Genomic DNA, 24,626 nt, shown 5'->3' with positions numbered 1-24,626 from the left:
CTTTCAATATAAAAGGAGTTACGTGAACGCGGAGTGTGATAAGTAATGCTGAGTTATCTTTGCAAAGCCAAAGCTTAGCTCTTAGATATTTCAGACACTTCTTCATGCAACCACTCAGTAAATGCCTCAATACGTTCTTTTCTCGGCGAGCTAGGATCAAAACATAAGTTCACTTGAACGCCTGGTGTCATCCCAATATTAAAGGGCTTCACAAGTAGGCCACGTTCGATAAAGTCTCCAGCCAAGCTATCTGTTGCTAGACAAACTCCATGACCTGCCATCACCGTCGTTAAACCCATATCAAAGGTACCCACTTCCATCCACTGAACGGTACTGTCTTGCATTGGTATATCCGCTTGTCTGAACCATTCCTCCCAAGGGAAGAGACCACCCTCAAACTGGATCAACCAACACTTAAGTAGCTGTTCTGGCGAAGTAAACTTCAAAGAGTTAGCGAGTTCAGGTGAGCAAAAGGGATATAAAGGTTCATTGAATAGTACTTCAAGTGCTAAGCCTTGCTCAACACACAGGTCTTCACCTTGGCGGATCGCGACATCAATTTCGCCATGTTTTAGGTTCGGAGTGTCACACCCTGTCAGGATCTTGATTGGTATCTCGGGGTGTTTGACTGAGAACTTCCAAAGCCTCGGCAGCAACCAACGTGAAGCAAAAGAGGGGGGACTTCGAACGATGATTACGCCTTGTAGCGGCTCCGACTGAATCTTGTTTAATCCGACAACAAGCTCTTTGAATCCGTCTGATACATGTGTGAAGAGTGTTCGACCCTCTTGAGTCAGAGCCATTTCACGCCCTTTCCTAATGAACAACTTGCACTCAAGTTGCTCCTCTAACTGTCGGATCTTTTGGCTAACAGCGGCTTGGCTAACAAAGAGTTCTTCTGCTGCCTTGCTGTAGCTGCTTAAACGAGCTGCTACTTCAAAATAGCGCAGTCCGGAAAGGTGGCGCAGTCGATTGTCCATAACTTCTACTTATAGTTCTTGTTAGGAATGGTTGTTCGCTTATCGAACAGGTTGTTTTCATAATAACGACAGAATGATAGCAAACACAAGAGAGAAATTATGGAAGCACTAATGAATTGGATGAGATGGTTTGGTATTAAAGTATTTAAAAATAATAATATAAAGGAACATCAGACTGAGTTGAAACCGAATGGTGCTTTATATTTAGAGCAGCTAAGCCCTAGATTAAAAAAGGATGTAGGATTAGATTATGAGAGCAATGATGCGTCTGATTACACAAAATATTTATAACCAGAACTTATTTATAAAAGAACATAAAATCGAGAATGGCTGTTCTGGGTTCTATCACCGAGTTTATTTTTTTAACTTAACTCAACTCAACTCAACTCAATCTGATTATTCACCAATAATAACTTAGCGTTTTTAGAATTCTATTTGCTACTAAACTAAATGCTTAGTTTTAAAAATTTGCTGTCTTATTTTTGAGACTGGAACTCAGGTTTATATGGAAATCACCTTCATACTCTTTATATCCTTTCTTTTTCTAATGGATATAAAACATACAGTTATTTGAATGATGAACAAATGAAGACTCGATGTTTATTGTGTTTTTATTTATCAAAATCTCTATTAAGTAATTGAAAATAAGATGGTTAAACTTATTTTGGTTATTATTAATCTTCCATTTATAACCTTTTAAATACGCTTGTGATATAAATCTTGATCAACCCATCTGTCAAAACTATAGGTGTAGGATAAGTTTTTCTATGTTTTCTGAATTTCCAATGGGCCGGAAGTGATGATTAGAAAAACGCATGGGTGGGGGCTGTATAATGTCTATTGTAAGAGGCTCGGGGCGTAATCGCGCACTAGGCTATCTCAAATCCAAAATAAAAGGCATCGCTATTATCGAGTTTACGATCGTGGTGAGTCTGTTTTTCGCGCTTTTTTTAACGGTTGTTGACCTTGGGATCTACGGGTTTGTTAAATTAACCATGCAACACTCGGCAAGAGAGGGCGCAAGATATGCCATTACAGGTCGTTCTGATCTGGACCCCGACGCATCGAGTAACCGAGAAGCGGCAATTTTAGAAAAAATCTCCCAATCTTCGAGCGGTCTGCTCGACAAAGTGATGGATGTCCAAAACATACGTGTTGAAGATGTCTACGGCAATGCGATCGCCGGATTCGGTGGTTCAGGAGACATTATTTCTATTCACCTTGATTGCGAGTGGCCATCCGTAAACCCTTATATGTATGTTTTGCTCGATGACGGAAAGTTTAAATTTACCGTTAGTGCAGCAATGAAAAACGAAGCTTTTTAAGGAGGGACAGGATGTTTCCTTTGAAGATCAAAAGAGCCGCTGAGAAAGGGTTTGCGGCAATAGAAATGACGTTGATAGCACCATTATTTATGTTGCTCATTGTTGCTGCTGTCGACATCACACATCTCATTCAAGCTAACCATATCATTATCAGTATCAGTCGAGAGGGCGGAAATATTATCTCGCGGAGCAATACTGATACCCCACAAGAAGTCATGGATATCATAGCGACGACATCTGGAACATTAGATTTGACGCAAGACGGCGTCATTTATATTACCGAGGTGGTTGGGCAAGAAGATGCGTCTCCATACATTAAAAGCCAATACCGATGGAACCAACATGGCCTGAGTAAAAATAGCGCCATTTGGTCGAGTTGCAGTAATTGGGCAAGCGATGGAGAGTGTTCAGATGTCGATGCTGATGATCCTCCTCTCATTAACAATCTAGCGGTGGCGCTTGATGATGGGGAGATCGTGTACAGCGTAGAAGTATTCTATGACTATTCGCCTATTTTTAGTCGAGTTTTTGATGATGAATATATTCTGAGCGACACAACATATATGTAAGGGAGGTCAATATGGATAATGGAACCCCAATCAAATATCGTTACAGTCGAGGGTTAGTGGCTTTGATGTCAGTCATCGCACTGCCTTTTATTCTCTTAGTTGTGGGACTTTCTGTTGATGCTGGGCGTGCTTATATTGTTAAGTCTAAACTCTTTGCTGCAGTCGATGCGGCGAGTATTGCGGCTGCAAGAGCGGTAGCTAATGGTGAAGATGCAGGACGAGCAGCGGCACAAAAATATTTCACTGCGAACATTCCTGCCGACTTTTATTCGGCGACACCTAGTTTAGGTGCCGTCAACTTCGCATATGATTCGTTTGGTAATATCTCTATCGATATCTCAGCAACGGCACAAGTGCCGACCCTCTTTTTACCCTTGATAGGATTAGACACGTTCAATCCGGGCGTATCAGCACAGTCTATTCGTCGTCCTGTGGATTTAGTGTTAGTGATTGATAATACGACTTCCTTGAGACTCGGGAGTATAGGTGACGTGACACAAGACGTTATCGACAGGTCTAAGTCATTCGTTGAGAATTTTCATGAAGGTTTTGACCGTGTTTCATTGGTCAAATTTGCGTTCGGCTCAGAGGTGCCAGTCGCATTTAACGCGACTCGAGGTCATAGCCGAAGCACTATCAAATCAGAAATTGATAGCTTTAACTTTGGTAGCACGTCTAATGCACAATATACCAATGCATCAGAAGGGATGTATCGTGCTCTGAATGAATTAAGAACGGTGACGGATCCTGCAAACTTGAAAGTGATCGTATTCTTCACCGATGGGGCGCCAAATACTTTTGCGACGACGTTTGATTTTGAGGATGGCGACTCACACACTGGGGCAATTCGCTCGAGTGATGGTAGTAGTGGCACACCGAGAGGGCTTTGGAGACATGACTCTATAGCAACCACTTTGTCTGGTGGTTATGAAGGGAATAATATTGACGACCATATCAGTGAAATGCCTCAGTACTACACGACTCATGATTCCAGTGCTACAGAGTTCAATATTCTGAATCCAACTCATTCGGTTCGTCCTGTCGCACAATACGACCCTGATAGTCACTCTGCCAATGATCTGTATACCCGAGTTAACCGGGTGGCGCGTAATTTAGTGGAAGACATTGCTGAAGCGGCGAGAGGGGAAGATATTTACGTCTTTACCTTGGGTTTAGGTTCATCATTAACATCGGCAACTGGGCCAGATAGTGAATTTGGTGAGGACTTGTTGTTGCGAATGGCAAACTCTAGTGCGCTTTTAGATGATCCTGATTTAAGTGCGGATTATGACCCTGCTCAGTTAGAGGGAGTGTATTGTCACGCTATCGATGAAGAGGCGTTAGGCCCTTGCTTTGATGAGATGTTGGATGTGATTATTCGTTTAACCTTATAAGGTGTCTGTTAATCACCTTATAAGGTGTCTGTTAATCACCTTTGATTAACTTTGATCATTAAGCTCGCGACAGAGAGTTGAGGTAAATAAAAAGAGGGAGCTTTTTCAGCCCCCTCTTAGTGCTATGCGTTGTTGTGTCGTCGGTTATTCTTCCCAAACCACCAGTTTATCTTTCGGCCAGTTATGGCCAACTTCGTGGTATTTCTGCTCGAGAATATGTCGTTTGATCTTAAGAGTCGGAGTTAACACACCATTCTCAATACTCCACGGTTCCTTGATCATCAATACGCCTTTGATCTTCTCGTGTGAAGCGAGTTGTTCGTTCATCTTCTCGATAACACGCTTGGTCGTTTTCTCATAACGAGCTCGATCAAAATTAGGGAAGTCGTGTGGAACGACAAGCAGAATAGGCCCAGGTAAGCCTAAGCCTATCAAACACATCATTTCTACACGGCTGTATTCAAAGAGTTTGTTCTCGATCGGAACGGGAGCAACAAACTTACCTTTCGCGGTTTTAAAGGTATCCTTCTTACGTCCACGAATTGTTAGGTAGCCTTCGCTATCGATATCACCGATGTCTCCTGTATGAAGCCAACCTTCAGAGTTAAAAGACTCTTGGGTCGCAATATCATTTTTGTAGTAACCAGAGAATAACCCTTTACCTCGAACGAGAATCTCTTCGTCTTCAGCTATCTTGAGTTCGATCCCTGGACCAGCATTACCGACAGTACCAATTTTATCGGCTCTGAAAGGGTAGTTGAGCGTGCTGTAGGCGAAAGACTCAGTCATGCCCCAAGCCTCAGTAATGTGTAAGCCAACGCTTTCGTACCATGCGAGTAGAGCGGGTGATACAGGTGCAGAACCACATCCGAGAACGCGCGCTTGATCTAAGCCTAGGCCGTCAGCTAGCTTCTTCTTAATGATGTTATTCACAAATGGAATTTTGAGTAGGAAATTCAGTTTTTTCTGAGGCAGCTTATCTTGGATTCGTTGTTGGAACAGGGTCCATAAACGAGGTACTGATATAAATAAGGTTGGACGATGCATCTTCACATCATCAATAAAGGTGTCTAAAGACTCAGGGAAAGCAGTAACCACACCACCCATCACTGAAGAACCGAAGATGTAAACTCGCTCTGTAATATGGGCAAGTGGGAGGTAAGAAAAGAGACGATCATCTTTTTGGATACCGATATGATCGATCAACCTCTGAACTGACCACGTAAAGGCGCCGTAGGTCAACATTGCGCCTTTCGGCAACCCAGATGTACCAGACGTATACACAAGCGACATCAGCTTATCGTCGTGGTGCTGAGGTCGTTTGCTTGAGGGTTCATGTGTCTCGATGAGCTGCTCGAATGTGTGTTGGCACTTCGCCGCACTATCGTAAGGTAGTGAGATACTGACCAAGCTCGGGTTGTCATCAAGTACTTGTTGAGTCGCCTTAGGATCGTCAAGTTTACCGGCGATCACAATCTTACTTTCACTGTGTTCAATACAGTATTGAATGGTGTCAGCACCCGCTGTTGGAAAGATTGGGACGCTGACAAAATCTCCTAACATCATGGCAAGATCACAGATAAACCACTCTGCACAGTTTTTTGAAACGAGAGCGACTCGATCGCCTGGCTGGGCTCCGAGTCCTTCTAATGCTGACGCCAGTTTGAGCGCTTTGTCGGCCACTTCTTTATAAGTGAATTCAACAAATTGGCGGTTAATTATTTGTTTTAGATAGACTTCATTTGGGCGTTCTTCTGCCCATTTTAAAATCATGTCATTGGGTGTAGGGAGAGCTGTTGCTTGTTCTTGGCTAAACTCGTTAGGCTGAATCATTGTCTAACTCCATGTTTTTCGCTAAGTTATTTTTGTTAAAATCATGTTAAATGTACCATGATTTTTTCTTTTAGGGAGTAAAATTAGCGTTTTCTGTTATCCGTGCAGGCACGTCTGTAACTTGCGGGCGTTACTCCGGTCCTTTTCTTAAATATTCTCGAAAAATACGACACATCCTTGTATCCACATTGATAAGAAATGACAGCGATTTTTGATTCGGTATCGGCTTCGATTAACTTCTTGGCTAACAGAATTCGTTTGTCGCATACAAAGTCTCTAAAGCTCACTCCAAAGTGTAGATGAAACTTCTTAGAAAAGTAGGTGGTGGAACAATGACACTTTTCAGCGATCTCTGTTTCTCTTATCTCTTTGTTAATGTTGTCCATAACAAAGTTAACGACCTCAGACGTGAACAGCTTTGCTGGCAGTTGATTGTTGCTATTGGTATTTCGGTCGAGATCGAAGTGAGGTTCGAAGATATGTTGTGTTTTATTTTTAAGTTCTTCAAAGGTACTGGTCAGATGATTACTGTTCGTTTCGATAACAAAGAATATATTCTTATGATTTCGCACGATATTAGGTATCTGTCCTGAACAAATAATGACTATTCGTTTATTGAGGTTTTCACAAATAGAGAGGGCCATTTTAATCAGTTGAAGATTATCTGTTCTATTCAATATAAAGAATACGAGCCTTACATCTAAGTTACTGATTATAGATATATCTTGTTTATAGTTATCAATAGGAAAGTAACGACTTATTTTATTGATGATAATTGAATTAAAGTCGCTATCGATATCTGACAGTAAAGGTGTAATTATTTTCATTAATATTGAACCTGTATCATATTCAGATTGGCGGCGATAAAATATAACAAAACCGTGTTTATTAAATAGATTAGAAGTACGACAAGAAAGTGCAAGTAAATGGCAAGAAAATCCTAACCGAATATATTGTTCAGCTCTAGATTTAGTTTACAGGTAAACAAAACCTGATACGTAAATCAAGGAGAGATTCTTATGAACAACTTATTGAAAAATATTAAAGAATTCATGAACGATGAAGAAGGTCTAACTGTCATCGAATATGTAATCGGTGCTGCTATGTTAGTTTTAGGATTGACAACCATATTTAGTGGAATAGGTAGTGCGTTGTCCACCAAACTAAGCGCGATTGTTGGTGCGATTAGTACGACAACTGCACCATAGAAATATGAATCTTAAGGGAATTAAAAAGCAGAAAGGACTAACCATTGTCGAATACATTATAGGTGCGGCTTTGCTTGTATTTCTTGCTTGGGCAATATTCTCTGGTATAGCCACCGCTTTATTCAGTAAATTTTTAATAATTGTGTCAGGTATATGAATGAATGATAAGTGAATCTCTTGTATTTTGGGTGTTATTAGTTGTCGTATCGGTTTTCGATGTAAAAGAAAACAGGATACCAAATAAAGTATTGATTTTATTTATATTGTTATATTTTGTTTTGTCAATTAATAACGGATTAACTTGGGGTTCACTTGCCATTTCTCTGGCAGGGTCGGCAGCATTTTTCGTATCTGGGCTTATTTTATATTTCTTACGAGCAATGTCAGCGGGGGATGTCAAATTTTTAGGTGTGATAGGTTTATATGTTGGGTGGGGTAATTTAGTCGATATTTCTTTCTATATTCTTATTGCTTCAGGAATAATAGCTACCTTTTACTTATTTCATAGTCGAGCTAATAGCGAGTCTCTAACCGTTAGAGGTTATTTTGAAGAAAAATTAATGTTAGTCAGTGGAATATCGCCAATTACTAGAAAACTGTCTACAGTTCATTCTAGGTATTCTAATAAGGTGACGATGCCTTTCGCACCTTCAGTTGTTATAGGCTTAGCAATGTATAGCTATTTTATGTAATTTAAATTTAACCATTATTCGGTGTGTTGGAGAGAACATATGGATATGAGAGGGATTCCTTCCCCGAGCACTTTAAAGCCTCAAATATCAGCTCCTTTGGTTCCGACTTCCATTGAATCGCTTGGTATACCTGAAGTTGTGATTGAAAATCTATTGCTCAAGCACTTATCTGCATACCCTAAATCTGATGTCTTAGAGCTTTCTAACTACTTGTGTGTAGTGACGCATATTGTTGAAAACGGACTTGCGGTACTCAGAAAAAAATCATTGATTGAAGTTTTCCAGCCAGTGTCAGCTCTCTCCTTAGAGTCATCTTCACATAGCCATGTCCGATATTCCTTGTCGGAGAAAGGTATGGAAGAAGCTGACCTCGCCTTTACCCGTGATGCCTATCTTGGACCTGTTCCTGTTTCACTTGCTCAATATAGTGACATTGTAAAACAACAAGATCTGAGAGCTGAGTTAGTGACGCGACCACATGTCGAAGCGGCACTGAGTGATGTTTATGGCGTCAACAGAATGATCTCGGTGTTGGGACCTGCAATTAATTCGGGTAGAGCTTTGCTTCTGTATGGGCATGCAGGAACCGGTAAAACCTTTGTTGCAACACGTATTGTGAATGCTCTACACACATCCGTTTTTATTCCTTATGCCGTTTATGCGCTCGGAAATATCATTAAGGTTTTTTCTACTCAACACCATAAACCACTAGATAGTAATGGTAGTGAGAATGTCGTCTCTCTTAAAGATCAATACGATAAGCGTTGGCTTAATTGTGAACGACCGAACATTCAGGTTGGTGGTGAGCTGACCATGAGCATGCTTGAAGTTAATCACTCTGAGAACAGTCGAGTTTGGTTGGCTCCCGTACAAATGATGGCCAACAACGGCATCTTTGTTATTGATGATCTTGGACGCCAACCAATGCCAGTGGATACATTGCTTAATCGCTGGATTGTGCCGATGGAGTATTCTTTTGATTACCTCTCGTTACCTAATGGCCAACAAGTCACGATGCCATTTGTGTTAACGCTTGCCTTCTCCACGAACTTGAACCCTGAGAAGATCAGTGACCCAGCATTCTTACGCCGACTGGGTTATAAAATTGAGTTTAAACCTCTTAATCAACGTGATTATGAAGCTTTATGGATGAACGTTGTAGCGGAGAAAGAGATGGAGCTACAAGATGGATTCTTTGAGCGTCTGTCGCAAATGCACACCCTTTATAAGGTGCCACTTTTCCCCTGCTTACCGAAAGACCTCGTAGGTATTAGTAAAGACATTCTTTCGTTTGAGCAACTCCCGCCCGTTATTACTTTCGATATTCTTTCCATGGCATGGGAAGTCTACTTTACCTCTGATGGACACGAGGAAGAAAATAATGAATAAGAGTCAGGTTTTCCTACTGTTTTTACTGTCCGTAGTATTCGGCTTAGCAGCTGTATTCTTTGCTAAGCAATGGATGGACGACCAAGTTCAACCGACTGTTGAAGTCGAAGAGGTTGAACGTCACCCGGTTGTAGTTGCGTCTCAAGAAATTGAAGCTGGAACCATAATTGAAAAGCAATTCTTAACGACTAAGTTGATGGAAGTTGATTGGATTAATGACAACAACTATTCAGATGAGTCAGAGCTCGTTGGTAAGGTTGTTGCGAACACTATTTATGCCGGAGAGGTACTTCATAAGTTACGTTTTACCGTTCCCGGTGAAGGTTCGACACTTGCGGCACTCATTCCTGAGAATAAGCGAGCAGTGACGATTCGAGTGGATGATGTTATTGGTGTAGCTGGTTTCCTACTACCCGGAAATAAGGTCGATATTCTTAATACCGTTTCCTACGGTAAAAACTCTGCGTCGACTCAAACGGTGTTGAAAGACATTAAGGTATTAGCCGTTGACCAGACTGCCAGAACCAAAGAAAACAGCCCTATTATTGTTCGTGCGGTAACGCTTGAGGTAACCCCTAAAGATGCTGAAAAGCTTCTGACGGCGAAGAGCAAAGGCAGTATCCAGCTAACCTTAAGAAATCCTCATGAAGTAGAAAAGAAAGTCGTTCGTCGATACGTGCCTAGACCAAGCGTGATCATTATTAAGGGTACGGAAACATCCAATGTTCGCGTCAAGGATTGAGGTGAGATATGAGAATAATATTAGTGTGTGCGTTGAGCCTGATTTGTTTTTCGACTGTAAGTTTTGCTTCATTACAAACCGGAAAAACGGTCACGGTTCCACATCATAAATCCACGCATGTGGTGCTTTCAGGCAAAGCGAGCAAGGTTTCTCTTGGTGATCCTGATGTTTTGGATATCGTGATTCTGAAGTCAAACGAAGTGTTTTTAATTGGTAACAAATTGGGTGCAACCAACCTGATGGCATGGGATTCACGCGGCCAGTTGATTGAATCTATTAATATCGAAGTCACTCATGATCTTAATAGTTTGAAGTCGAAGCTGTACGAGTTCCTTCCTGATGAAACGATTGAGGTACACAGCGCTCAGAATCGTTTGCTGTTAAGTGGGCAAATCAGTAACCAACAAAAAATGAATGTGGCGATGAGAATTGCTGAAACTTACGCAGCAGGGCAAGCCGCGGATGATTCAAAAGAAAGTGGCAGTGAGCAAGCGGCTGCAACTGGGGTTATCAACTTGATGTCGATTGGTGGTGCTCAGCAAGTCATGCTAGAGGTGACCGTCGCAGAAGTGCAGCGAAGCCTAGTGAGAAAGTTCGATGCAAACTTCCACTTCTTCCAAACCAGTGGTTCTAATTTCTCTTGGGGTGGCTCATCGGTTCCAGCTGGTGTATTGGGGGCAACGCCCATCTTTGATATTCCCACGTCAACCGATTATGGGATTCTAGGTTCATTCATTGATAGCAATACCTTGTTTACCTTTGCGTTGGATGTCGCCAAGCAGAATGGTGTGGCTAAGGTATTAGCAGAACCTAACCTAACGGCATTGAGTGGATCTAAGGCCGAGTTCTTAGCGGGTGGTGAGTTCCCTATTCCTGTTCCAGACGATGACGGTATTACCATTGAGTACAAAGAGTACGGGGTAGGGCTGAAATTTATTCCGACTGTACTCAGCGATCAAAAAATCAATCTGAACCTAGCGGTAGATGTGAGTGAGATTGCTAATAACAGCTCATTGACGATCGACCCAGGTTCGACCAATGCAACATACTTTATTCCACCGATCACACGTAGAAGTGCTTCTTCCACACTTGAGCTCGCTGATGGTCAAACTATCGGTATTGCAGGGCTTTTGAGTGAAAACGTACGAGATGTAAGTAACAAAATGCCTGGTATCGGTGATGTGCCAGTGTTAGGTCAGCTTTTTAATAGCCAAGAATATATATCCGGTGAAACCGAGCTCGTCATTCTTGTTACACCGAGGCTCGCTAAACCCGTAGACCGAAGTAAAGTCACGTTACCAACCGATGCTTTTGTTGATCCTAATGATCTTGAATATTACCTGTTGGGTAGAGGTGCTTATATTGCTGAGCCTTCCGATTCCGAAGATAACAGTAGTACAAGTTCTTCTAAGAGTATCGCGCCAACTGATGGTGGTAGTGAAGGCTCATTTGGTCATGATTTATAAGGAGATAGATATGATTAAAACAATGATGGTCTTTCTCGTCGTTTTATTGGTGGGGTGTGCGAATGATGCCCCTTTAGGTCAGTCGGTTGCTAAGCTGAAAATGGAGCAAACGTACAACCCGAATGCAACTCAAGAGAACTTGCAGGTTCTACCTGATGGTACTGGGGAGCGCATGCAAGCGGGATACGATAAGTATGTGGGTAAAGGTGATGAAGAACTCTCCGGAAGTAGCAGCCAGGTTTTGAAGAGCTTTAATTAGTTTGGAGGTACTTTATGTTGTATCAAGTATCAAAAATGCCTAAAAAACAGAGCGGGTTGGTAGTCATCTTTGTGACCATTGCCCTGTTAGTTTTTCTAGCCGTATCAGCTTTAGCTGTGGATATAAACCATATGCTAGTGAATAAAACTCGCTTACAGAATGCGGTTGATTCAGCGGCGTTAGCGGCAGCGACGATTTTGGATAACAGTAAAGATCAAGCCGCGGTATCTGCTGAAGTTACATCAACATTGAATGCCATGGCTGGATCTTCTGGTAATCATGAATTTGATTTCTCGACGGCTGTGGTTAGCGTTGAATACTCTAATGATCCTCAAAGCTTTGCGGGGACACCTACGTTTGGTGTTGATGATGATGTATATATTCGAGTTAATGTCAGCTCATTAGATATGGATGAATTTTTTATTCAGATGTTCGGTTTAGAGAAAAGCGTATCGGCATCGGCGGTTGCAGGACCAAGTTCAGGGCTGCAAGTCGTGAATAACATTGTGCCTATTGGAGTGTGTATTGGTGACGGGACTTCAGATAACGATATTAACGAAGATGGTTATGATGATGCTACCGGTGAGGCAATTACCAATGTCTTTGGTTATGAGGTAGGCGCAGTTCATGCTCTAAAAGTGGGCGATAAAAAACTGTCTCAAATGGGAAATGGTAATTATCACTTACTGGATTTTGGATCTGGAGGAAGCACGGTAAAAGAAGCCTTAGCTGGTTACTATGATTACTCCGTCGCTATTGGAGACAGTGTTACTACCAAGCCTGGGGGAACGGTTGGTCCTACAGCTGATGGTTTAAATACTCGTTTTGGTGATTATGGTGGCGGCTTATCAAGTTCAGATTACCCATCTGATTATGTAACTACTGAGCCCAGTTCTGAAATTAAGATAGACAGTAAAACGGGTGATATTGATTTTGATGGCTCTTATACCTATTCCCAATATGAGGCCGACACCAACGCATGTATAGCAAGTATGGGCTCTGGCTGTGTCTCTGATGGTACAGCATGGCGACGCATTCTTCCTATTCCTATGGTTGATTGCTCAGGTAAAAGTGGTGGAGTAACCAGTTTTACCGTTCAGAAAATAGGGTGCTTCTTCTTATTGCAAAAGGCGCCAACTAACAATTCAGGTACTCCGGCAGTGTTTGGTGAATTTATACATTCTTGCAGTGTTGTTGGCGGTTCAGGTGGGGCTGAGTCATCAACTGAAGGTCCTTACAAAATTGTTTTGTATAAAGACCCAGATGGAGGAGGCTCTTAGTTATGGATAACAACTTAAAAAAACAACAAGGCCTCGCTGCGATTGAAATGTTAATTGCGACACCGGTATTACTGTTTTTCTTGGTGTTGGTTCTTGAACTGGGAAACATCCTAATTCACTACAATATCATATCAAAATCGGTTCAAAACGGGGTTCGTTATGCTGTGAGTGAGGTTTACGGAACAAAGGGTGGGACATTGGCTCCTACTGCGGAAATTCAAAATGTTGTGGTTTACGGTAAGAATACTGCAGGTACGGCCATACTTTCTAGTCTTGCTACTTCTGACGTAGTTGTCACTCCTCCTTCAGCAGACAGTTATGTGAGAGTAACGGTTAATTACGACTATGTTCCTCACTTTTTATCGATTCCATTTTCATCTGAAAGCTTATCTGTCCCCTTGAGTGTGTCGTCAGTTATGAGGGTTTTCTGATGAAATCAATCAAGAAGCATAACGGCTTAGCCATTATCGAGTTTACGATAGTTTCTTGGTTGGTTTTCTTGCTGATTTTTCTGATTTTGGCTTTGGGGGCTTATGTGTTCTCACTCCAGATTGTTAACGAGGCGACGAGAAAAGCGGCAAGGCTGGCGACCGTTTGTTACGTCTTAGATCGCGATAATATTGCGGAGATTGTTGTAGAAGACATTCCACTACTGGGGTTTAGCGACAGCAACTTGGAGGTGGCGTATTTGGATGCTGCTGGCGCTGAAATTACCTCTGATTTCGAAACCAATTTTAGTGCAATTAAGTTTGTACGAGCAAGAGCAACAGGCTATGGCATTCAGTTGATCAGCAACCTCAGTTTTTTAGGGACAAATGGGTTTCTTGCGGCACCTGCGTTTGAGACGATTTTACCCGCTGAGAATTTAGGTGTAATCAAAGCCAATACAAATACTAGGACAAGATGTCCGGAACAAATACAGGGTGGGTAATATGGGCGAAGCAATTGATATTTTACCAAATGAAGACGATGCGATTCGCCTTAAAACCAACTTGAATGTGTGGCTCATTTATAATAATGAGAATTTTCATTCTCACATGAGACAGCAGTTGAAACGCTGCCGAAATGTTCACATCGAGTCATTTTCTTTGCTTGGGATGACGGAAGAATACGTGAAAAATATTGACGCGCCCGATCTGATTTTTGTCGAAGCCAGTGGTGGTTGGGCTCAGAAAATGGTGGATCTACAAAGCTATAATCTGCAGTTAGAAGAGCATGATTTATCTTTGGTTGTGTTTGGTGACGAGAATGACAACGGGTCATTAAAAATAGCATTAAGACTTGGCGCTTCGGATTTCCTATCTCACGATATTTCTATTTCTGGTCTTCTGCCTCTACTCAAGAAAACGGCGGCAGAGAAAATTGAAAACTCGAGTTATGGAGAAGTGTTCCTATTTATCAACACCAAAGGTGGAATGGGAGCAACAACCTTGGCGCTCAATACGGCCGTAGAAATAGCCAGCTATCATCCAGATGAGGTGCTTTTACTTGATATAGACCTTCAATTTGGTGTTATTCCTGAATATTTAAATATCACACCAACTTACAGCATCTCAGATGCCATCGATAGCTCCAATGACTTGGATGAGATGTCTTTGGGAAGCTTGGTGAACAAGCACTCGTCAGGATTACACGTCTTAAGCTTCAAGCATGAAAATAACGCGGATGATTATGAACACGCGCAGAAAATTGGGCGGTTATTGCCCGTATTACGTCGCTTCTATCGCTACATTATTATCGATTTCTCTCGAGGGTTAGATCATATTTTTGCATCGGCTATCTCTCCTGCGACTAAGGTGCTACTGGTTGCTCAGCAAACCTTAGTATCTGTTAAAAACAGTAACCGATTGGTAAGAACTCTGAAATTTGAGTATGGGTTGCAGCAAGACGCAATCGAGATCATTGTGAATCGCTATGAGAAGCGACAAACCATTAAGTTATCGGATATAGAACAAACCGTTGGAAAGCATGATATCCATTTAATGCCCAACGATTTTAAAGTGGCGCTAGAGAGCGCCAATTTAGGACAGCCTTTGGTTGAGTCAAAGAAGAAGAGTTCGATTACGCGCTCGATCATCGATTTGTCTCATATCCTTTCTCCTCCCGAGCAGGAAGAGAAAGGCTGGCTCAAAAAGATATTTTCATAGGTTGTTTGTTCTAAGCATAGGTGAGGGATCGGTATGTTTTTTAAACGGAAAAATATAAACCCTGAGTTTGAAAAAAAAGTAGAACAATTTTCACAACAAGAAAGTGATAACACTGCGGCTTTTCCTATGGGTGTTGTTAATGAATCGACTGCTCCGCAAGGCTTAGATGCCAATGAAGAGCAGGAAAAATCAGTCAATGAAGCCAGAAAAGTCTTAGAGCAAGAGCTTTCTATTAAGCACTATTTTCATAAGCAGTTGCTCGAAACTCTCGACCTTGGTTTGCTTTCAAGCCTTGATAAAGAGCGTGCCAAGGTTGATCTTCATGAAGCCATTGTTCAATTAATGGCTGACGACCAAAGTCATGCTCTGAGTGCTGAGGGGCGAAAAAGAGTTATCAAACAAATCGAAGATGAAGTTTTTGGTTTGGGGCCATTAGAGCCATTGCTGGCAGATAAAACGGTATCCGATATTTTGGTTAACGGACCTAAAAATGTGTTCGTTGAACGTGGCGGTAAATTAGAAAAAACACCTTATACCTTTTTAGATGACCGACATCTTAGAAACATCATAGATCGCATTGTTAGCCAAGTCGGGCGTCGAATTGATGAAGCGTCGCCAATGGTTGATGCTCGATTGGTCGACGGTTCAAGGGTTAATGCGATTATCCCTCCTCTGGCTTTAGACGGCCCATCGGTATCGATACGACGTTTTGCTGTAGACAGCTTAACGATGGACAACTTATTGGAATATAAGTCTGCGTCCCCACAGATGGCTAAGTTTGTCGAAGCTGCTGTAAAAGGTGAACTTAATATCTTGATTTCAGGTGGTACCGGGTCAGGAAAAACCACCACACTGAATATTTTTTCTGGTTTTATTCCTCGAGACCAACGAATCATTACGATTGAAGATTCCGCCGAACTCCAACTTCAACAGCCACACGTTATTCGCCTAGAAACTCGCCCTGCAAACCTTGAAGGTAAAGGTGAGATCAGTCAGCGAGAGCTCGTCAAAAACACCTTACGTATGCGACCTGACCGTATTGTTGTTGGGGAGGTGCGTGGTAGTGAAGCGGTGGATATGTTAGCGGCGATGAACACGGGTCATGATGGTTCATTGGCAACTATTCACGCTAATACACCAAGAGATGCACTCAGTCGTGTCGAAAACATGTTCTCGATGGCTGGCTGGAATATTTCAACGAAAAACCTCAGAGCACAGATAGCTTCTGCGATTCATTTGGTGGTTCAAATGGAGCGCCAAGAAGACGGTAAGCGTCGCATGGTCAGTATCCAAGAGATCAATGGGATGGAAGGAGAGATGATAACCATGTCTGAGATCTTCCATTTCCAGCGTCAAGGTGTAGATGAGCATGGCAACATCCTAGGTTACTACACTGCAACAGGCGTGGTACCTCAGTCTCATGACCAGTTAGTTAAGCGTGGCCTTGACTTGCCGTTTGAGCTCTTTACTGAGTCACATAGCTGAGGAGCCAATTATGGATAATGTAACTGTATCGTTGGCCCTTTTGTTTGTCGCAGTGTTGTTTATTTCACAGGCCTTGTTATTGCCTGCGGCTGGTAAGAAAGCCAAGCACAAAGAGCTATCTCGTCGTTTAAAAGAGACGCAGAGGAATATCGACGAGGAGAGCTTGTCGCTCTTAAAAGAACACTACAACAAAGAGTTATCACCGCTCGATCGAAAATTGATCGTTATTCCTTTCTTTGCTGACCTGAAACGCATGCTTGAGTTAGCTGGCCTTAAACTCACATTGAGTCGTTTCTTGTTGATTGTATTTTTATGTGGAACGTTATTAGTTCTGATCGCTCTGGTTTTTAATCAGGTGTGGTTCATTTGTGTTGCCGCTTTTGTCTTTGTTTGGGTCATCGCTTATCTGTTTGTACAAAATAGAGTGACCTACAGAATGGCAAGATTTGAAGAACAGCTACCAGAAGCCTTGGATATTATCAGAAGGGCCTTACAAGCTGGCCAACCACTGGTTCAGTCTTTCAATGAGGTAGGCGAAGAGATGCCTGAGCCTATTGGGGTCGAATTTAAAAATACCTATAACTTACTCAACTATGGCTACGATTTAAGACTCGCCATTTTACAAATGTCAGAAAGGGTGCCGACCGTCTCAATGTTGGCTTTCTCTAGTGCGGTTATGCTGCAGAAAGAAACCGGGGGCAATCTCTCTGAGAACCTACAAAAAGTATCTGAAGTATTAAGAGCCCGCTTTAAATTAGAAAGGAAAGTTAAAACCCTTTCTGCCGAGAGTCGACTTTCAGCTTGGATACTGACTCTGTCTCCGTTTGCCCTTTTTTTCGGTCTTAAATTCGTAAACCCCGAATATATCGAGCCTTTGTACAGTGACCCGAGAGGAATATCGATGGTCAGTGTTGGAGTGGTTTTATTGGCTATTGGGGCCTTGTGGATAAGAAAGATCATCAATATCGAGATATAGATTATGGAATTCTTTGATTTGGAAGCATGGAAACAAACACTCTCTGAGATCGGTTTCAGCAGTCAAACCTTGCTTTACGGAATGATTCTGCTCACCACGATGTTACTTACTCTTACTTTAGGTTTTTTGTTTGTTGGTTCACGTTCGCCGTTGGATAAAAAGTTAAAGCAGATTTCTGGGGGCAGCCAAACGGGTAACCGAAAACCTTATGATTTTACTAATACCTTGGAGTCTTTAACGCCATTTATTGGGCGAGGAAACACAAAGGACAACGAAACGTATTCCGAAAAATTAATGCATGCGGGATACCATGAAAAAAGTGCACTTTCGGTGTTTTACGCTCTAAAAGTGCTTTCAGCATTAATCGGGTTTGTTTGTGCATTCATGGTGTTTTATCTAGCTATTGGCGACAGTTACAACAATTTATTGATTGTGACTTGTATCTTTGTCGGTACGTTTTTACCTAACTTTGTGTTGAGTAAAATGCAAAAAGAGAGACAAAGAAAAATTAGAAATGGGGTGCCGGATGCACTTGATCTACTTGTTGTGTGTACTGAATCAGGCCTTGGCTTTAATGCTGCTCTAGGGCGCGTCGCTAATGAGCTCTACATTTCTCAACCTGAACTTGCCGATGAGCTAGATACGGTATTTGCCAAAATCCAAGCGGGTGTCACCATGCCAGATGCTTTGAGTCAACTCGTTGAGCGGACGGGACTTCGTGAGCTAGAAGGGCTTGTGTCTTTGCTCTCACATGCTTCAAGAATGGGGGGCAGTTTGGCGCAAACCTTACGTGATTACACCGAAGATTTTCGAGATAAACGCCAGCAAGCAGCCGAAGAAATTGCCGCTAAAATACCTACCAAGATGCTGTTTCCTATGTTGTTATTTATTTGGCCTTGTTTTTTCATTGTTGCCCTAGGACCAGGGATGATGATTGTTATGGACGCATTAAGTGCGCCAGGAGTAGGTTTATGATGCGAATGAACAGAATGGTTTTACTTTTACTGCCTTTATTGATTCTCGGGTGTGCCTCTTCTGATGAACCAACCAATCAGTTTGATGCCGAGCTGTATTCGGGTAAGCCAATAGACACATTAACCAGTGACGATCCACCAGTCAGTGAAAAAGAAGCCATCATGCGAGGTGATGTTGCATTGAGAGATAACAACATCGATTTAGCACTTTATGAATATATCCGATCTCTGTCTTTTCCTGAACAAGAGTTTCACGATAAAACGCTCTTTACGATCGGTCGAATTCACTCATCTAGAGGCAATTATGCTCTCGCTGAAAAAGCGTATCTAGCGGCACTAGATTTTAACCCAGCACATACTGAAGTCTTAGAGCAATTAGGTGTTTTATATACCAAACAGCGTCGCACCGACGAAGGTCGCAGCTATTTCTTTAAAGCCGTTAATGCAGACCAAGTTCGTTTGAAGAGCAGTGAAACGACGAAGAATTACCAAGCATTAAGCCAAAGTGAAGTCGCTGGTTTGAAGGTTGATAGTATGTCTCCAGCATTGGCTTACATGGGGATTGGTGTGTTGGAAGATGTTGAAGGTAAACATCAGATCGCCCAAGAATATTTTAAGAAATCGCTGACTATCGATAAGACTTCGGTAAAAGCACTATTGAACATGGGCTATTCCCATTACATGTATGGTAACTACAAAGAAGCGTATCAGTACACGCGTTCGGCGTTAGAGATAGAACCTAACAATGAGAAAGCTCAGAACAACCTTGCACTTATCTACCTAGCATCAGGTGATGTGAAAAAGGCAATAAACGTTTTCATGCGCCATATGGATGCACCGGAAGCTCTCAACAATGTTGGGTATTTTCTTATTATCCAAGGTCGACCTGATGAAGCGATTCCCTATCTTCAACAAGCCATCGATAAAAAACCTTCTTACTACAAAATTGCTAATGAGAACCTAAATCGCGCGTTGGCAGAGGTAAGGGAAATGAAAGCAAGCACTCCGATATAACGCTTCTATCGAGTTAAACCATTACAAAGAAGATAGCCCCTGATGAGTTTCCTTATCAGGGGCTATTATTTGTTAGTCAGTTTGGTATTTAAGCGCTTAATTACAAGTAGTTAAGAATTACACCTGCCGCGATAAAGGTACCAACTAACCCTACAATCGGCATCTTCATTGTTTTCAATAGCCACACACCAATAATGATAAGAGCGAAGTCTATGCCGCTGCTCACTGCGCTTGTGAAGATAGGTTGATACAGGGCAGCAAGTAGTAGACCTACAACTGCCGCATTCACACCAGTAAGAGCGCCAGCAACCAGAGGTTTGCTCGCAATTGCTTGCCAGTTTTTCAGTACACCTAGTAGTAATAAGAAGCCCGGTAAGAACACAGCAATCGTCGCTAACAGTGCGCCTGTGATCGGTGCTGACGGCATCAATACATAACCTAAGTAAGTCGCGAGTGTAAACATAGGCCCTGGTACTGCCTGTGCTGCTGCATAACCTGTTAGGAATGCATCTTGCGATAGTTGGTCGCCAATACCATTTTGTAGCAATGGGAGTACCACATGGCCGCCACCAAATACTAAGCTGCCCGCTTGGTAGAACAAACCAAAGACTTCAATACCTTGAGAGTATGCACTGAACAGAGGAAGGCCAACCAAAAGCGCTACGAAAATAACGAGCGGTGTTATGGATATCTTGTGTGTCGATGGAACCGTCTTTAGCTCTTGTGAAGTCAAAAACGTGCTGCCAATGATAGCTGCAAACAGAAGTACGAAGATTTGCGGCCAGATCCCTGGAACTAACAGCAGGACAATCGCTGTAATCACACACAGGGCGGTCGCTATCTTTGATTGGCAAAAGTTTTTGTACATGCCGAACGTTGCATCAGCTACAACCACAACTGCGAGTAGCTTTAGTCCGTGGATGATTGAGTTGAACAACGGCGCTTCCAATAGTTGGTTGCTCACTAAAGCCAATATCAGCATAAGAATGACCGATGGGGATGTGAAGCCGATAAATGCGGCAATCGCACCGGTTAAGCCACCTTTTTTGTAACCAACCGCAAAGCCAACTTGGCTTGAGCCTGGGCCCGGTAGGAACTGACTGAGAGCAACAATTTGCCCGTATTCTTCGTCGGATAACCAATTCAGTTTCTCAACAAAGGTTTTACGGAAGTAGCCAATATGTGCAGCTGGTCCACCAAAGCTAATCCAGCCAAGCCAGAAAAAGGTTTTAAAAATTGAAAGCATGATCGATTCCAGATAAATGTTTAGCGTAATTTAGGTGGAGTTGGACTATGATTCAAATTAATTATTTTAATTATAACTATTAATGAAATGGGTTCTGATACATGGCTGATTTTAACTGGAAAGGAATCGATCTTAACTTACTGATTGCACTGCAGGCGCTGTATAAAACCAACAGTGTCAGCAAGGCTGCTGAGCGTTGTTATGTCAGTCAATCTGCGATGAGCCATAGCCTACAACGATTACGAAAGCTGTTTGATGACCCTTTATTTGAACGTGTTGGTAGCAAAATGGAAGCAACTGACAGAGCGATTGAATTATCAAGCACCGTTGATGCGCTGCTTAATACCATTCAATCAGAAGTTCTTTTATCTAAAAGGTTTGAAATTGATAGCTATAAAGGCAGTTGGAAGATTGGGCTTACCGATTACGCAGAGCAGATGTTTGGGCCAATGATATTCGACTTTATCAAACAAGCTTCACCAAGCTCTCAAGTTGCGTTTTTCAACGTTAATCGAACCAATTACCAGCAAGTATTCGAAGAGGCAAAGCTAGATATTGCAATAGGTAGTTTCGGTGAGGCTCCTAAATTGTATGGTATTGAACACCTCTACACTGAGCAGCATGTCTGCTTGCTTGATGAATCGATTATGGATATAGACCTACCGATGTCACTAAAATCGTTTGTCTCTGTAGAGCACGCATTAGTGTCACCGAGTGGCGCGCTAACAACGGCGGTTGATATTAAACTTGCGGAGTTGGGCTACACAAGAAAAGTGGCAATCGCATCGAGTAACTTCTTAACGGTTAAACGATTGATCAGTGGAAGAAAGCTATTGTGCATTGTGCCTAAGCTAGTTGCTAGAAATGCCCCTAATGTAGATAGTTCATTGATAGCAGTTGCTCCGCCGATAGATGTTCCAGACTTCGATATACAGCTTGTTTATCGCAAGGGAAAACAATTAAACGACAAGAATACTCATTTGAGAAAGATAATTTCTCAAGCGGTTGAGATTGTTATTACTGCCGAGTAATTGAGGGCGCGTTCTTTTGGAGTAAGTAACCGATCAAGTGCCAGAGAGCAACAACAAGTATTGCGCCGAAATAGCCATCTATCGCGTAATGCCAAGCTAGGTGAACGGAACCAATTTGGACAAAAAAAGCGTAAACCCACGCAATATATCCCCAGTTTTTGTTTAACCGAAATACGGTCATGGCCATTAACACTGCGATTGTTACATGCAAACTAGGCATGGCGGAGATGCCCGTTCCTCTACCTCTTATTCCTGTAACATAGCTATCCCAAAGCATATCCTGTGCTGACAATGTCCATAAAGAAAATACACTTAGTTGAGTTATTTCATTGTTCTGTAGATCCAGACGTTGCATCAACTCTAGATAGAGATCTTGATGATGAAAATGATGAAAGAATGCAGGGCCAGCAGATGATAATAATGTTGCCATGATGTTTCCCAGAAGGAACCACGAGACTAAAAATGTGAGGATAAACTGGTTACGCAGTTGGTCATTTTTCCGATAGACAATGAAAAACAGTAACATCCCCCACATAAGAAAAAACCACAAATTGTATAGAAAATTAATCACTAAAGTTGAAGCTGCATTAGGCAGGAAGAAATGTGTTATTTCCCATGGAGATATACCGAAGTGCAGCCACTTGTCCAAATGATAAAAGGTAAGGTCTAAGTTGTATGGATTAAAGTGAGGGATGAGTGATTTTATAAATGTATAGCTCGAGAATGAAATGTTTAATACGAGCATTAACAAAACAAAATAAATAGGCTTAGATATGGGGAATAGCAGTGATTTTACTTTTTTTATTAGCCGTATCGTTGGGCTCTTTTCTCGTTTAAACAATAAATAACAATAGTAATATGTGGCCCAAATAATAAAAGTGACATAGCAAATAGTAATCAAAACATCGATATAGCTATAAATGTCATATTTCATATTCTCGGGAACAAACATGTTTATGATTAAAGTGAGTGGGGCAATGAATGCAACATAATACAAAATCAGTTTGTTTCTTCTGAATTCATGAAGTAAAGACGATAACAAGCTTGATTTATCATTTTGAGGAACGGGTTTAGCGGTTGTCGTCTCTGGGTCCATGTAACCCCTCATCAAGATTTCCTATCATGATTAAAGGTTAGTTCATTTAAGCTCCTTTGCTACTTTAGCTTTATTCGCTTTAGCAAAAATAAAAGAAATAATTCCTTCCATTTTTCACAACCCGACTATACTTAATTTACGGCTCAAAGCAGTCGTAAAGAATAGGCTTTTTGATTTACCTAAGTAAAAAAATTGGTTATATCCCCATGATATAGCTCAAAAACCTACCAGGCTAAACGGACTTAGTTGGTCTTAAAGCGCTAGCTCCCCCTAGCGCTTTTTCTTTTCATCTCTATTCAGGCAGAAGGGTTTGAATCCGTTGCAGCAGTCGTTCTATCTCTTGTTTCTCATATTGTGCGGTCACCTTAGGTTGGCTGCTTTCTCTTGGGAGTAATGTAGTTTCTATATAGTGTTGTAGCAAAGCATCTTGTGAATTAGCGTTGAGCTTCTCTGCAAGTACCACAGCTTGTCGACCAATCGTGGTGAAGTCCTGTTTGATGGTAGTCAATGGTGGGTTAAAGAAAGCGCTGTCTTCGATGCCATCAAAACCGACGACTGCGACCTTGTCAGGCACTGGAATTTGCAGTTCTTGCAGGGCGCGCAATGCTCCTAATGCCATCTGATCGCTTGCCACCAACACAGCATCAAATACGGCTTGCTTCGCGATAGCTTCGCGAACACCAAGATAGCCACTTTCTGCTTGCCAGTTTCCTTGGTATTGATACTGCACTTTGCAATCGGCATCTGATAACGCTGCTAACCAACTCTGGTGACGAATCTGAGATGCACTGGATTCATTTGGACCTGTGATCAATAGGTAGTGAGTTCGCCCACTCTCCATCAGATGTTGAGCCGCAAGTTTTGCTCCTTCAGCGTGATCACCGCAAACATAGTTCACTTGGCTGTTGGAGGGGACATCAATGAAGATAAGATTTAAGTGTTGGTACTGTTCGACTAATAATTCTGCATCGGCACTTTTTAAAGGCACATTCAGAATGATGCTGTCGACCTGTTGAGCCATTAATTCACGGATAGCTTCACGCGTGTTAGCGAGGTTGGGCTCTGACACAACAGAGAAAGCAATACCATAATTCATGTCATGAGCCTGCATTCGCACGCCATTGGCGATCATCGCTGCGCCATGCAATGCCATATCGAGAGTCACCAACCCAACGCTGGTGGACTTAGCTCGACTGAGCATTTGCGCGCCCTTGTTTGGTACATATCCCAATTGCTTAATGGCCGCATTAACCTTGTTACGTGTTAATTCGGCGACGCTCTCTGAACCATTTGTCACTCGAGAAACGGTTTGGGTAGAGACACCCGCTAGCTTTGCGACATCTTTAAAGGTGACACTCATTATTCTGCTCATCAGACTTTGACAATGAAACAAGCTTAACCAATCTATATGAAATAAACCTTGTACACCTTCAAATAAATGTCATTTGAAACACTATTTATGTTTCCGAAAACAATCGATCTTGTGCAAATTTTGAAAAGGAATAACTGCTTTTGGATCA

The 24,626-nt window shown here is 42.1% G+C and carries 24 protein-coding genes and 1 pseudogene; 19 read left to right on the top strand and 6 right to left on the bottom strand.

Annotated elements, in window-relative coordinates:
• Positions 1–74 precede the first annotated feature (74 nt).
• The gene (locus FLM53_RS04730; RefSeq protein WP_176680378.1) at positions 75–980 is read right to left on the bottom strand and encodes a LysR substrate-binding domain-containing protein; all 906 of its coding nucleotides are present in this window, start codon (positions 978–980) and stop codon (positions 75–77) included.
• A gap of 99 nt (positions 981–1,079) precedes the next feature.
• Between FLM53_RS04730 and FLM53_RS04725 the strand changes: the two genes are divergently transcribed.
• The 4 genes from FLM53_RS04725 (at position 1,080) to FLM53_RS04710 (ending at position 4,268) form a co-directional block, all read left to right on the top strand.
• Positions 1,080–1,271, top strand: coding sequence for a hypothetical protein (locus FLM53_RS04725; protein WP_176680377.1), 192 nt, complete (start codon positions 1,080–1,082; stop codon positions 1,269–1,271).
• Positions 1,272–1,810: 539 nt separating this feature from the next.
• Positions 1,811–2,305, top strand: a complete 495-nt coding sequence (locus FLM53_RS04720) for a TadE family protein (RefSeq protein ID WP_370780656.1) — start codon at positions 1,811–1,813, stop codon at positions 2,303–2,305.
• A gap of 11 nt (positions 2,306–2,316) precedes the next feature.
• Positions 2,317–2,874, top strand: coding sequence for a TadE/TadG family type IV pilus assembly protein (locus FLM53_RS04715; RefSeq protein WP_176680375.1), 558 nt, complete (start codon positions 2,317–2,319; stop codon positions 2,872–2,874).
• Positions 2,875–2,885: 11 nt separating this feature from the next.
• Positions 2,886–4,268: a VWA domain-containing protein gene (locus FLM53_RS04710; RefSeq protein ID WP_176680374.1), complete on the top strand. Its 1,383-nt coding sequence runs from the start codon at positions 2,886–2,888 to the stop codon at positions 4,266–4,268.
• A 144-nt stretch (positions 4,269–4,412) separates the two neighbouring features.
• Here FLM53_RS04710 and FLM53_RS04705 read toward each other — a convergent pair whose 3' ends face one another.
• Both FLM53_RS04705 and FLM53_RS04700 read right to left on the bottom strand, forming a co-directional pair.
• Positions 4,413–6,101: an AMP-binding protein gene (locus FLM53_RS04705; RefSeq protein WP_176680373.1), complete on the bottom strand. Its 1,689-nt coding sequence runs from the start codon at positions 6,099–6,101 to the stop codon at positions 4,413–4,415.
• 83 nt (positions 6,102–6,184) lie between these two features.
• The gene (locus FLM53_RS04700) at positions 6,185–6,928 is read right to left on the bottom strand and encodes an AraC family transcriptional regulator (protein WP_176680372.1); all 744 of its coding nucleotides are present in this window, start codon (positions 6,926–6,928) and stop codon (positions 6,185–6,187) included.
• A gap of 192 nt (positions 6,929–7,120) precedes the next feature.
• Between FLM53_RS04700 and FLM53_RS04695 the strand changes: the two genes are divergently transcribed.
• The 14 genes and pseudogenes from FLM53_RS04695 (at position 7,121) to FLM53_RS04630 (ending at position 19,733) form a co-directional block, all read left to right on the top strand.
• The gene (locus FLM53_RS04695; RefSeq protein WP_076675737.1) at positions 7,121–7,309 is read left to right on the top strand and encodes a Flp family type IVb pilin; all 189 of its coding nucleotides are present in this window, start codon (positions 7,121–7,123) and stop codon (positions 7,307–7,309) included.
• A gap of 161 nt (positions 7,310–7,470) precedes the next feature.
• Positions 7,471–8,001: a prepilin peptidase gene (locus tag FLM53_RS04690; RefSeq protein ID WP_176680371.1), complete on the top strand. Its 531-nt coding sequence runs from the start codon at positions 7,471–7,473 to the stop codon at positions 7,999–8,001.
• 39 nt (positions 8,002–8,040) lie between these two features.
• Positions 8,041–9,390, top strand: a complete 1,350-nt coding sequence (locus FLM53_RS04685; protein WP_176680370.1) for an AAA family ATPase — start codon at positions 8,041–8,043, stop codon at positions 9,388–9,390.
• Positions 9,383–10,132 carry a Flp pilus assembly protein CpaB gene (gene cpaB, locus FLM53_RS04680; RefSeq protein ID WP_176680369.1) on the top strand — a complete coding sequence of 250 codons (750 nt, stop codon included), beginning with the start codon at positions 9,383–9,385 and terminating at the stop codon, positions 10,130–10,132. The genes FLM53_RS04685 and cpaB overlap by 8 nt, the downstream gene beginning before the upstream one ends.
• A gap of 8 nt (positions 10,133–10,140) precedes the next feature.
• Positions 10,141–11,598: a type II and III secretion system protein family protein gene (locus FLM53_RS04675; RefSeq protein WP_176680368.1), complete on the top strand. Its 1,458-nt coding sequence runs from the start codon at positions 10,141–10,143 to the stop codon at positions 11,596–11,598.
• Positions 11,588–11,857 carry a hypothetical protein gene (locus tag FLM53_RS04670; RefSeq protein ID WP_176680367.1) on the top strand — a complete coding sequence of 90 codons (270 nt, stop codon included), beginning with the start codon at positions 11,588–11,590 and terminating at the stop codon, positions 11,855–11,857. The genes FLM53_RS04675 and FLM53_RS04670 overlap by 11 nt, the downstream gene beginning before the upstream one ends.
• 14 nt (positions 11,858–11,871) lie before the next feature.
• Positions 11,872–13,137 (top strand): Tad domain-containing protein, encoded by a 1,266-nt coding sequence (locus FLM53_RS04665; RefSeq protein ID WP_176680366.1) that lies wholly within the window; start codon positions 11,872–11,874, stop codon positions 13,135–13,137.
• A 2-nt stretch (positions 13,138–13,139) separates the two neighbouring features.
• Positions 13,140–13,568 carry a TadE/TadG family type IV pilus assembly protein gene (locus tag FLM53_RS04660; RefSeq protein ID WP_176680365.1) on the top strand — a complete coding sequence of 143 codons (429 nt, stop codon included), beginning with the start codon at positions 13,140–13,142 and terminating at the stop codon, positions 13,566–13,568.
• Positions 13,568–14,068: a TadE/TadG family type IV pilus assembly protein gene (locus FLM53_RS04655; RefSeq protein ID WP_176680364.1), complete on the top strand. Its 501-nt coding sequence runs from the start codon at positions 13,568–13,570 to the stop codon at positions 14,066–14,068. Before FLM53_RS04660 ends, FLM53_RS04655 begins: the two co-directional genes overlap by 1 nt.
• A 1-nt stretch (position 14,069) precedes the next feature.
• Positions 14,070–15,284: an AAA family ATPase gene (locus tag FLM53_RS04650; protein ID WP_176680363.1), complete on the top strand. Its 1,215-nt coding sequence runs from the start codon at positions 14,070–14,072 to the stop codon at positions 15,282–15,284.
• A 174-nt stretch (positions 15,285–15,458) separates the two neighbouring features.
• Positions 15,459–16,769 (top strand): annotated as a pseudogene (locus FLM53_RS04645) (CpaF family protein); the annotation flags it as partial.
• 10 nt (positions 16,770–16,779) lie between these two features.
• Positions 16,780–17,745 carry a type II secretion system F family protein gene (locus FLM53_RS04640; RefSeq protein WP_176680361.1) on the top strand — a complete coding sequence of 322 codons (966 nt, stop codon included), beginning with the start codon at positions 16,780–16,782 and terminating at the stop codon, positions 17,743–17,745.
• Positions 17,746–17,748: 3 nt separating this feature from the next.
• The gene (locus FLM53_RS04635; RefSeq protein ID WP_176680360.1) at positions 17,749–18,720 is read left to right on the top strand and encodes a type II secretion system F family protein; all 972 of its coding nucleotides are present in this window, start codon (positions 17,749–17,751) and stop codon (positions 18,718–18,720) included.
• A complete protein-coding gene (locus FLM53_RS04630) occupies positions 18,717–19,733 on the top strand; it encodes a lipopolysaccharide assembly protein LapB (protein ID WP_176680359.1) in 1,017 nt (338 codons plus the stop codon). The genes FLM53_RS04635 and FLM53_RS04630 overlap by 4 nt, the downstream gene beginning before the upstream one ends.
• A 100-nt stretch (positions 19,734–19,833) precedes the next feature.
• On the opposite strand, the gene chrA is transcribed toward FLM53_RS04630, so the two are convergent.
• Complete coding sequence (gene chrA / locus FLM53_RS04625; RefSeq protein WP_176680358.1) at positions 19,834–20,979, bottom strand: chromate efflux transporter; 1,146 nt, start codon at positions 20,977–20,979, stop codon at positions 19,834–19,836.
• Positions 20,980–21,080: 101 nt separating this feature from the next.
• Between chrA and FLM53_RS04620 the strand changes: the two genes are divergently transcribed.
• Complete coding sequence (locus FLM53_RS04620; protein ID WP_176680357.1) at positions 21,081–22,010, top strand: LysR family transcriptional regulator; 930 nt, start codon at positions 21,081–21,083, stop codon at positions 22,008–22,010.
• Here the strand turns inward: FLM53_RS04620 and FLM53_RS04615 are convergent.
• Both FLM53_RS04615 and FLM53_RS04610 read right to left on the bottom strand, forming a co-directional pair.
• Positions 21,997–23,106, bottom strand: coding sequence for a phosphatase PAP2 family protein (locus FLM53_RS04615; protein ID WP_256099340.1), 1,110 nt, complete (start codon positions 23,104–23,106; stop codon positions 21,997–21,999). The two genes, FLM53_RS04620 and FLM53_RS04615, sit on opposite strands and share 14 nt — an antisense overlap.
• A gap of 292 nt (positions 23,107–23,398) precedes the next feature.
• On the bottom strand, positions 23,399–24,466 hold the full coding sequence (locus tag FLM53_RS04610) for a LacI family DNA-binding transcriptional regulator (RefSeq protein WP_176680355.1): 1,068 nt from the start codon (positions 24,464–24,466) through the stop codon (positions 23,399–23,401).
• Positions 24,467–24,626 lie beyond the last annotated feature (160 nt).

Source organism: Vibrio sp. Scap24, from assembly GCF_013394185.1.
GTDB classification, from domain to species: domain Bacteria; phylum Pseudomonadota; class Gammaproteobacteria; order Enterobacterales; family Vibrionaceae; genus Vibrio; species Vibrio pomeroyi.
Note: the sequence above shows the minus strand (reverse complement) of the source record. Positions and strands in the feature narration are given on the sequence as shown.

What these genes read in the sequence shown, in the direction of transcription:
- FLM53_RS04710 (WP_176680374.1), top strand. Translation starts at nt 2,886, where the DNA reads ATGGATAATGGAACCCCAATCAAATATCGTTACAGTCGAGGGTTAGTG.
- FLM53_RS04610 (WP_176680355.1), bottom strand. Translation starts at nt 24,466, where the DNA reads ATGAGTGTCACCTTTAAAGATGTCGCAAAGCTAGCGGGTGTCTCTACC.
- FLM53_RS04700 (WP_176680372.1), bottom strand. Translation starts at nt 6,928, where the DNA reads ATGAAAATAATTACACCTTTACTGTCAGATATCGATAGCGACTTTAAT.
- cpaB (WP_176680369.1), top strand. Translation starts at nt 9,383, where the DNA reads ATGAATAAGAGTCAGGTTTTCCTACTGTTTTTACTGTCCGTAGTATTC.
- FLM53_RS04640 (WP_176680361.1), top strand. Translation starts at nt 16,780, where the DNA reads ATGGATAATGTAACTGTATCGTTGGCCCTTTTGTTTGTCGCAGTGTTG.
- FLM53_RS04725 (WP_176680377.1), top strand. Translation starts at nt 1,080, where the DNA reads ATGGAAGCACTAATGAATTGGATGAGATGGTTTGGTATTAAAGTATTT.
- FLM53_RS04690 (WP_176680371.1), top strand. Translation starts at nt 7,471, where the DNA reads ATGATAAGTGAATCTCTTGTATTTTGGGTGTTATTAGTTGTCGTATCG.
- FLM53_RS04650 (WP_176680363.1), top strand. Translation starts at nt 14,070, where the DNA reads ATGGGCGAAGCAATTGATATTTTACCAAATGAAGACGATGCGATTCGC.
- FLM53_RS04730 (WP_176680378.1), bottom strand. Translation starts at nt 980, where the DNA reads ATGGACAATCGACTGCGCCACCTTTCCGGACTGCGCTATTTTGAAGTA.
- FLM53_RS04615 (WP_256099340.1), bottom strand. Translation starts at nt 23,106, where the DNA reads ATGGACCCAGAGACGACAACCGCTAAACCCGTTCCTCAAAATGATAAA.
- FLM53_RS04635 (WP_176680360.1), top strand. Translation starts at nt 17,749, where the DNA reads ATGGAATTCTTTGATTTGGAAGCATGGAAACAAACACTCTCTGAGATC.
- chrA (WP_176680358.1), bottom strand. Translation starts at nt 20,979, where the DNA reads ATGCTTTCAATTTTTAAAACCTTTTTCTGGCTTGGCTGGATTAGCTTT.
- FLM53_RS04695 (WP_076675737.1), top strand. Translation starts at nt 7,121, where the DNA reads ATGAACAACTTATTGAAAAATATTAAAGAATTCATGAACGATGAAGAA.
- FLM53_RS04715 (WP_176680375.1), top strand. Translation starts at nt 2,317, where the DNA reads ATGTTTCCTTTGAAGATCAAAAGAGCCGCTGAGAAAGGGTTTGCGGCA.
- FLM53_RS04660 (WP_176680365.1), top strand. Translation starts at nt 13,140, where the DNA reads ATGGATAACAACTTAAAAAAACAACAAGGCCTCGCTGCGATTGAAATG.
- FLM53_RS04705 (WP_176680373.1), bottom strand. Translation starts at nt 6,101, where the DNA reads ATGATTCAGCCTAACGAGTTTAGCCAAGAACAAGCAACAGCTCTCCCT.
- FLM53_RS04670 (WP_176680367.1), top strand. Translation starts at nt 11,588, where the DNA reads ATGATTTATAAGGAGATAGATATGATTAAAACAATGATGGTCTTTCTC.
- FLM53_RS04665 (WP_176680366.1), top strand. Translation starts at nt 11,872, where the DNA reads ATGTTGTATCAAGTATCAAAAATGCCTAAAAAACAGAGCGGGTTGGTA.
- FLM53_RS04675 (WP_176680368.1), top strand. Translation starts at nt 10,141, where the DNA reads ATGAGAATAATATTAGTGTGTGCGTTGAGCCTGATTTGTTTTTCGACT.
- FLM53_RS04630 (WP_176680359.1), top strand. Translation starts at nt 18,717, where the DNA reads ATGATGCGAATGAACAGAATGGTTTTACTTTTACTGCCTTTATTGATT.
- FLM53_RS04685 (WP_176680370.1), top strand. Translation starts at nt 8,041, where the DNA reads ATGGATATGAGAGGGATTCCTTCCCCGAGCACTTTAAAGCCTCAAATA.
- FLM53_RS04655 (WP_176680364.1), top strand. Translation starts at nt 13,568, where the DNA reads ATGAAATCAATCAAGAAGCATAACGGCTTAGCCATTATCGAGTTTACG.
- FLM53_RS04620 (WP_176680357.1), top strand. Translation starts at nt 21,081, where the DNA reads ATGGCTGATTTTAACTGGAAAGGAATCGATCTTAACTTACTGATTGCA.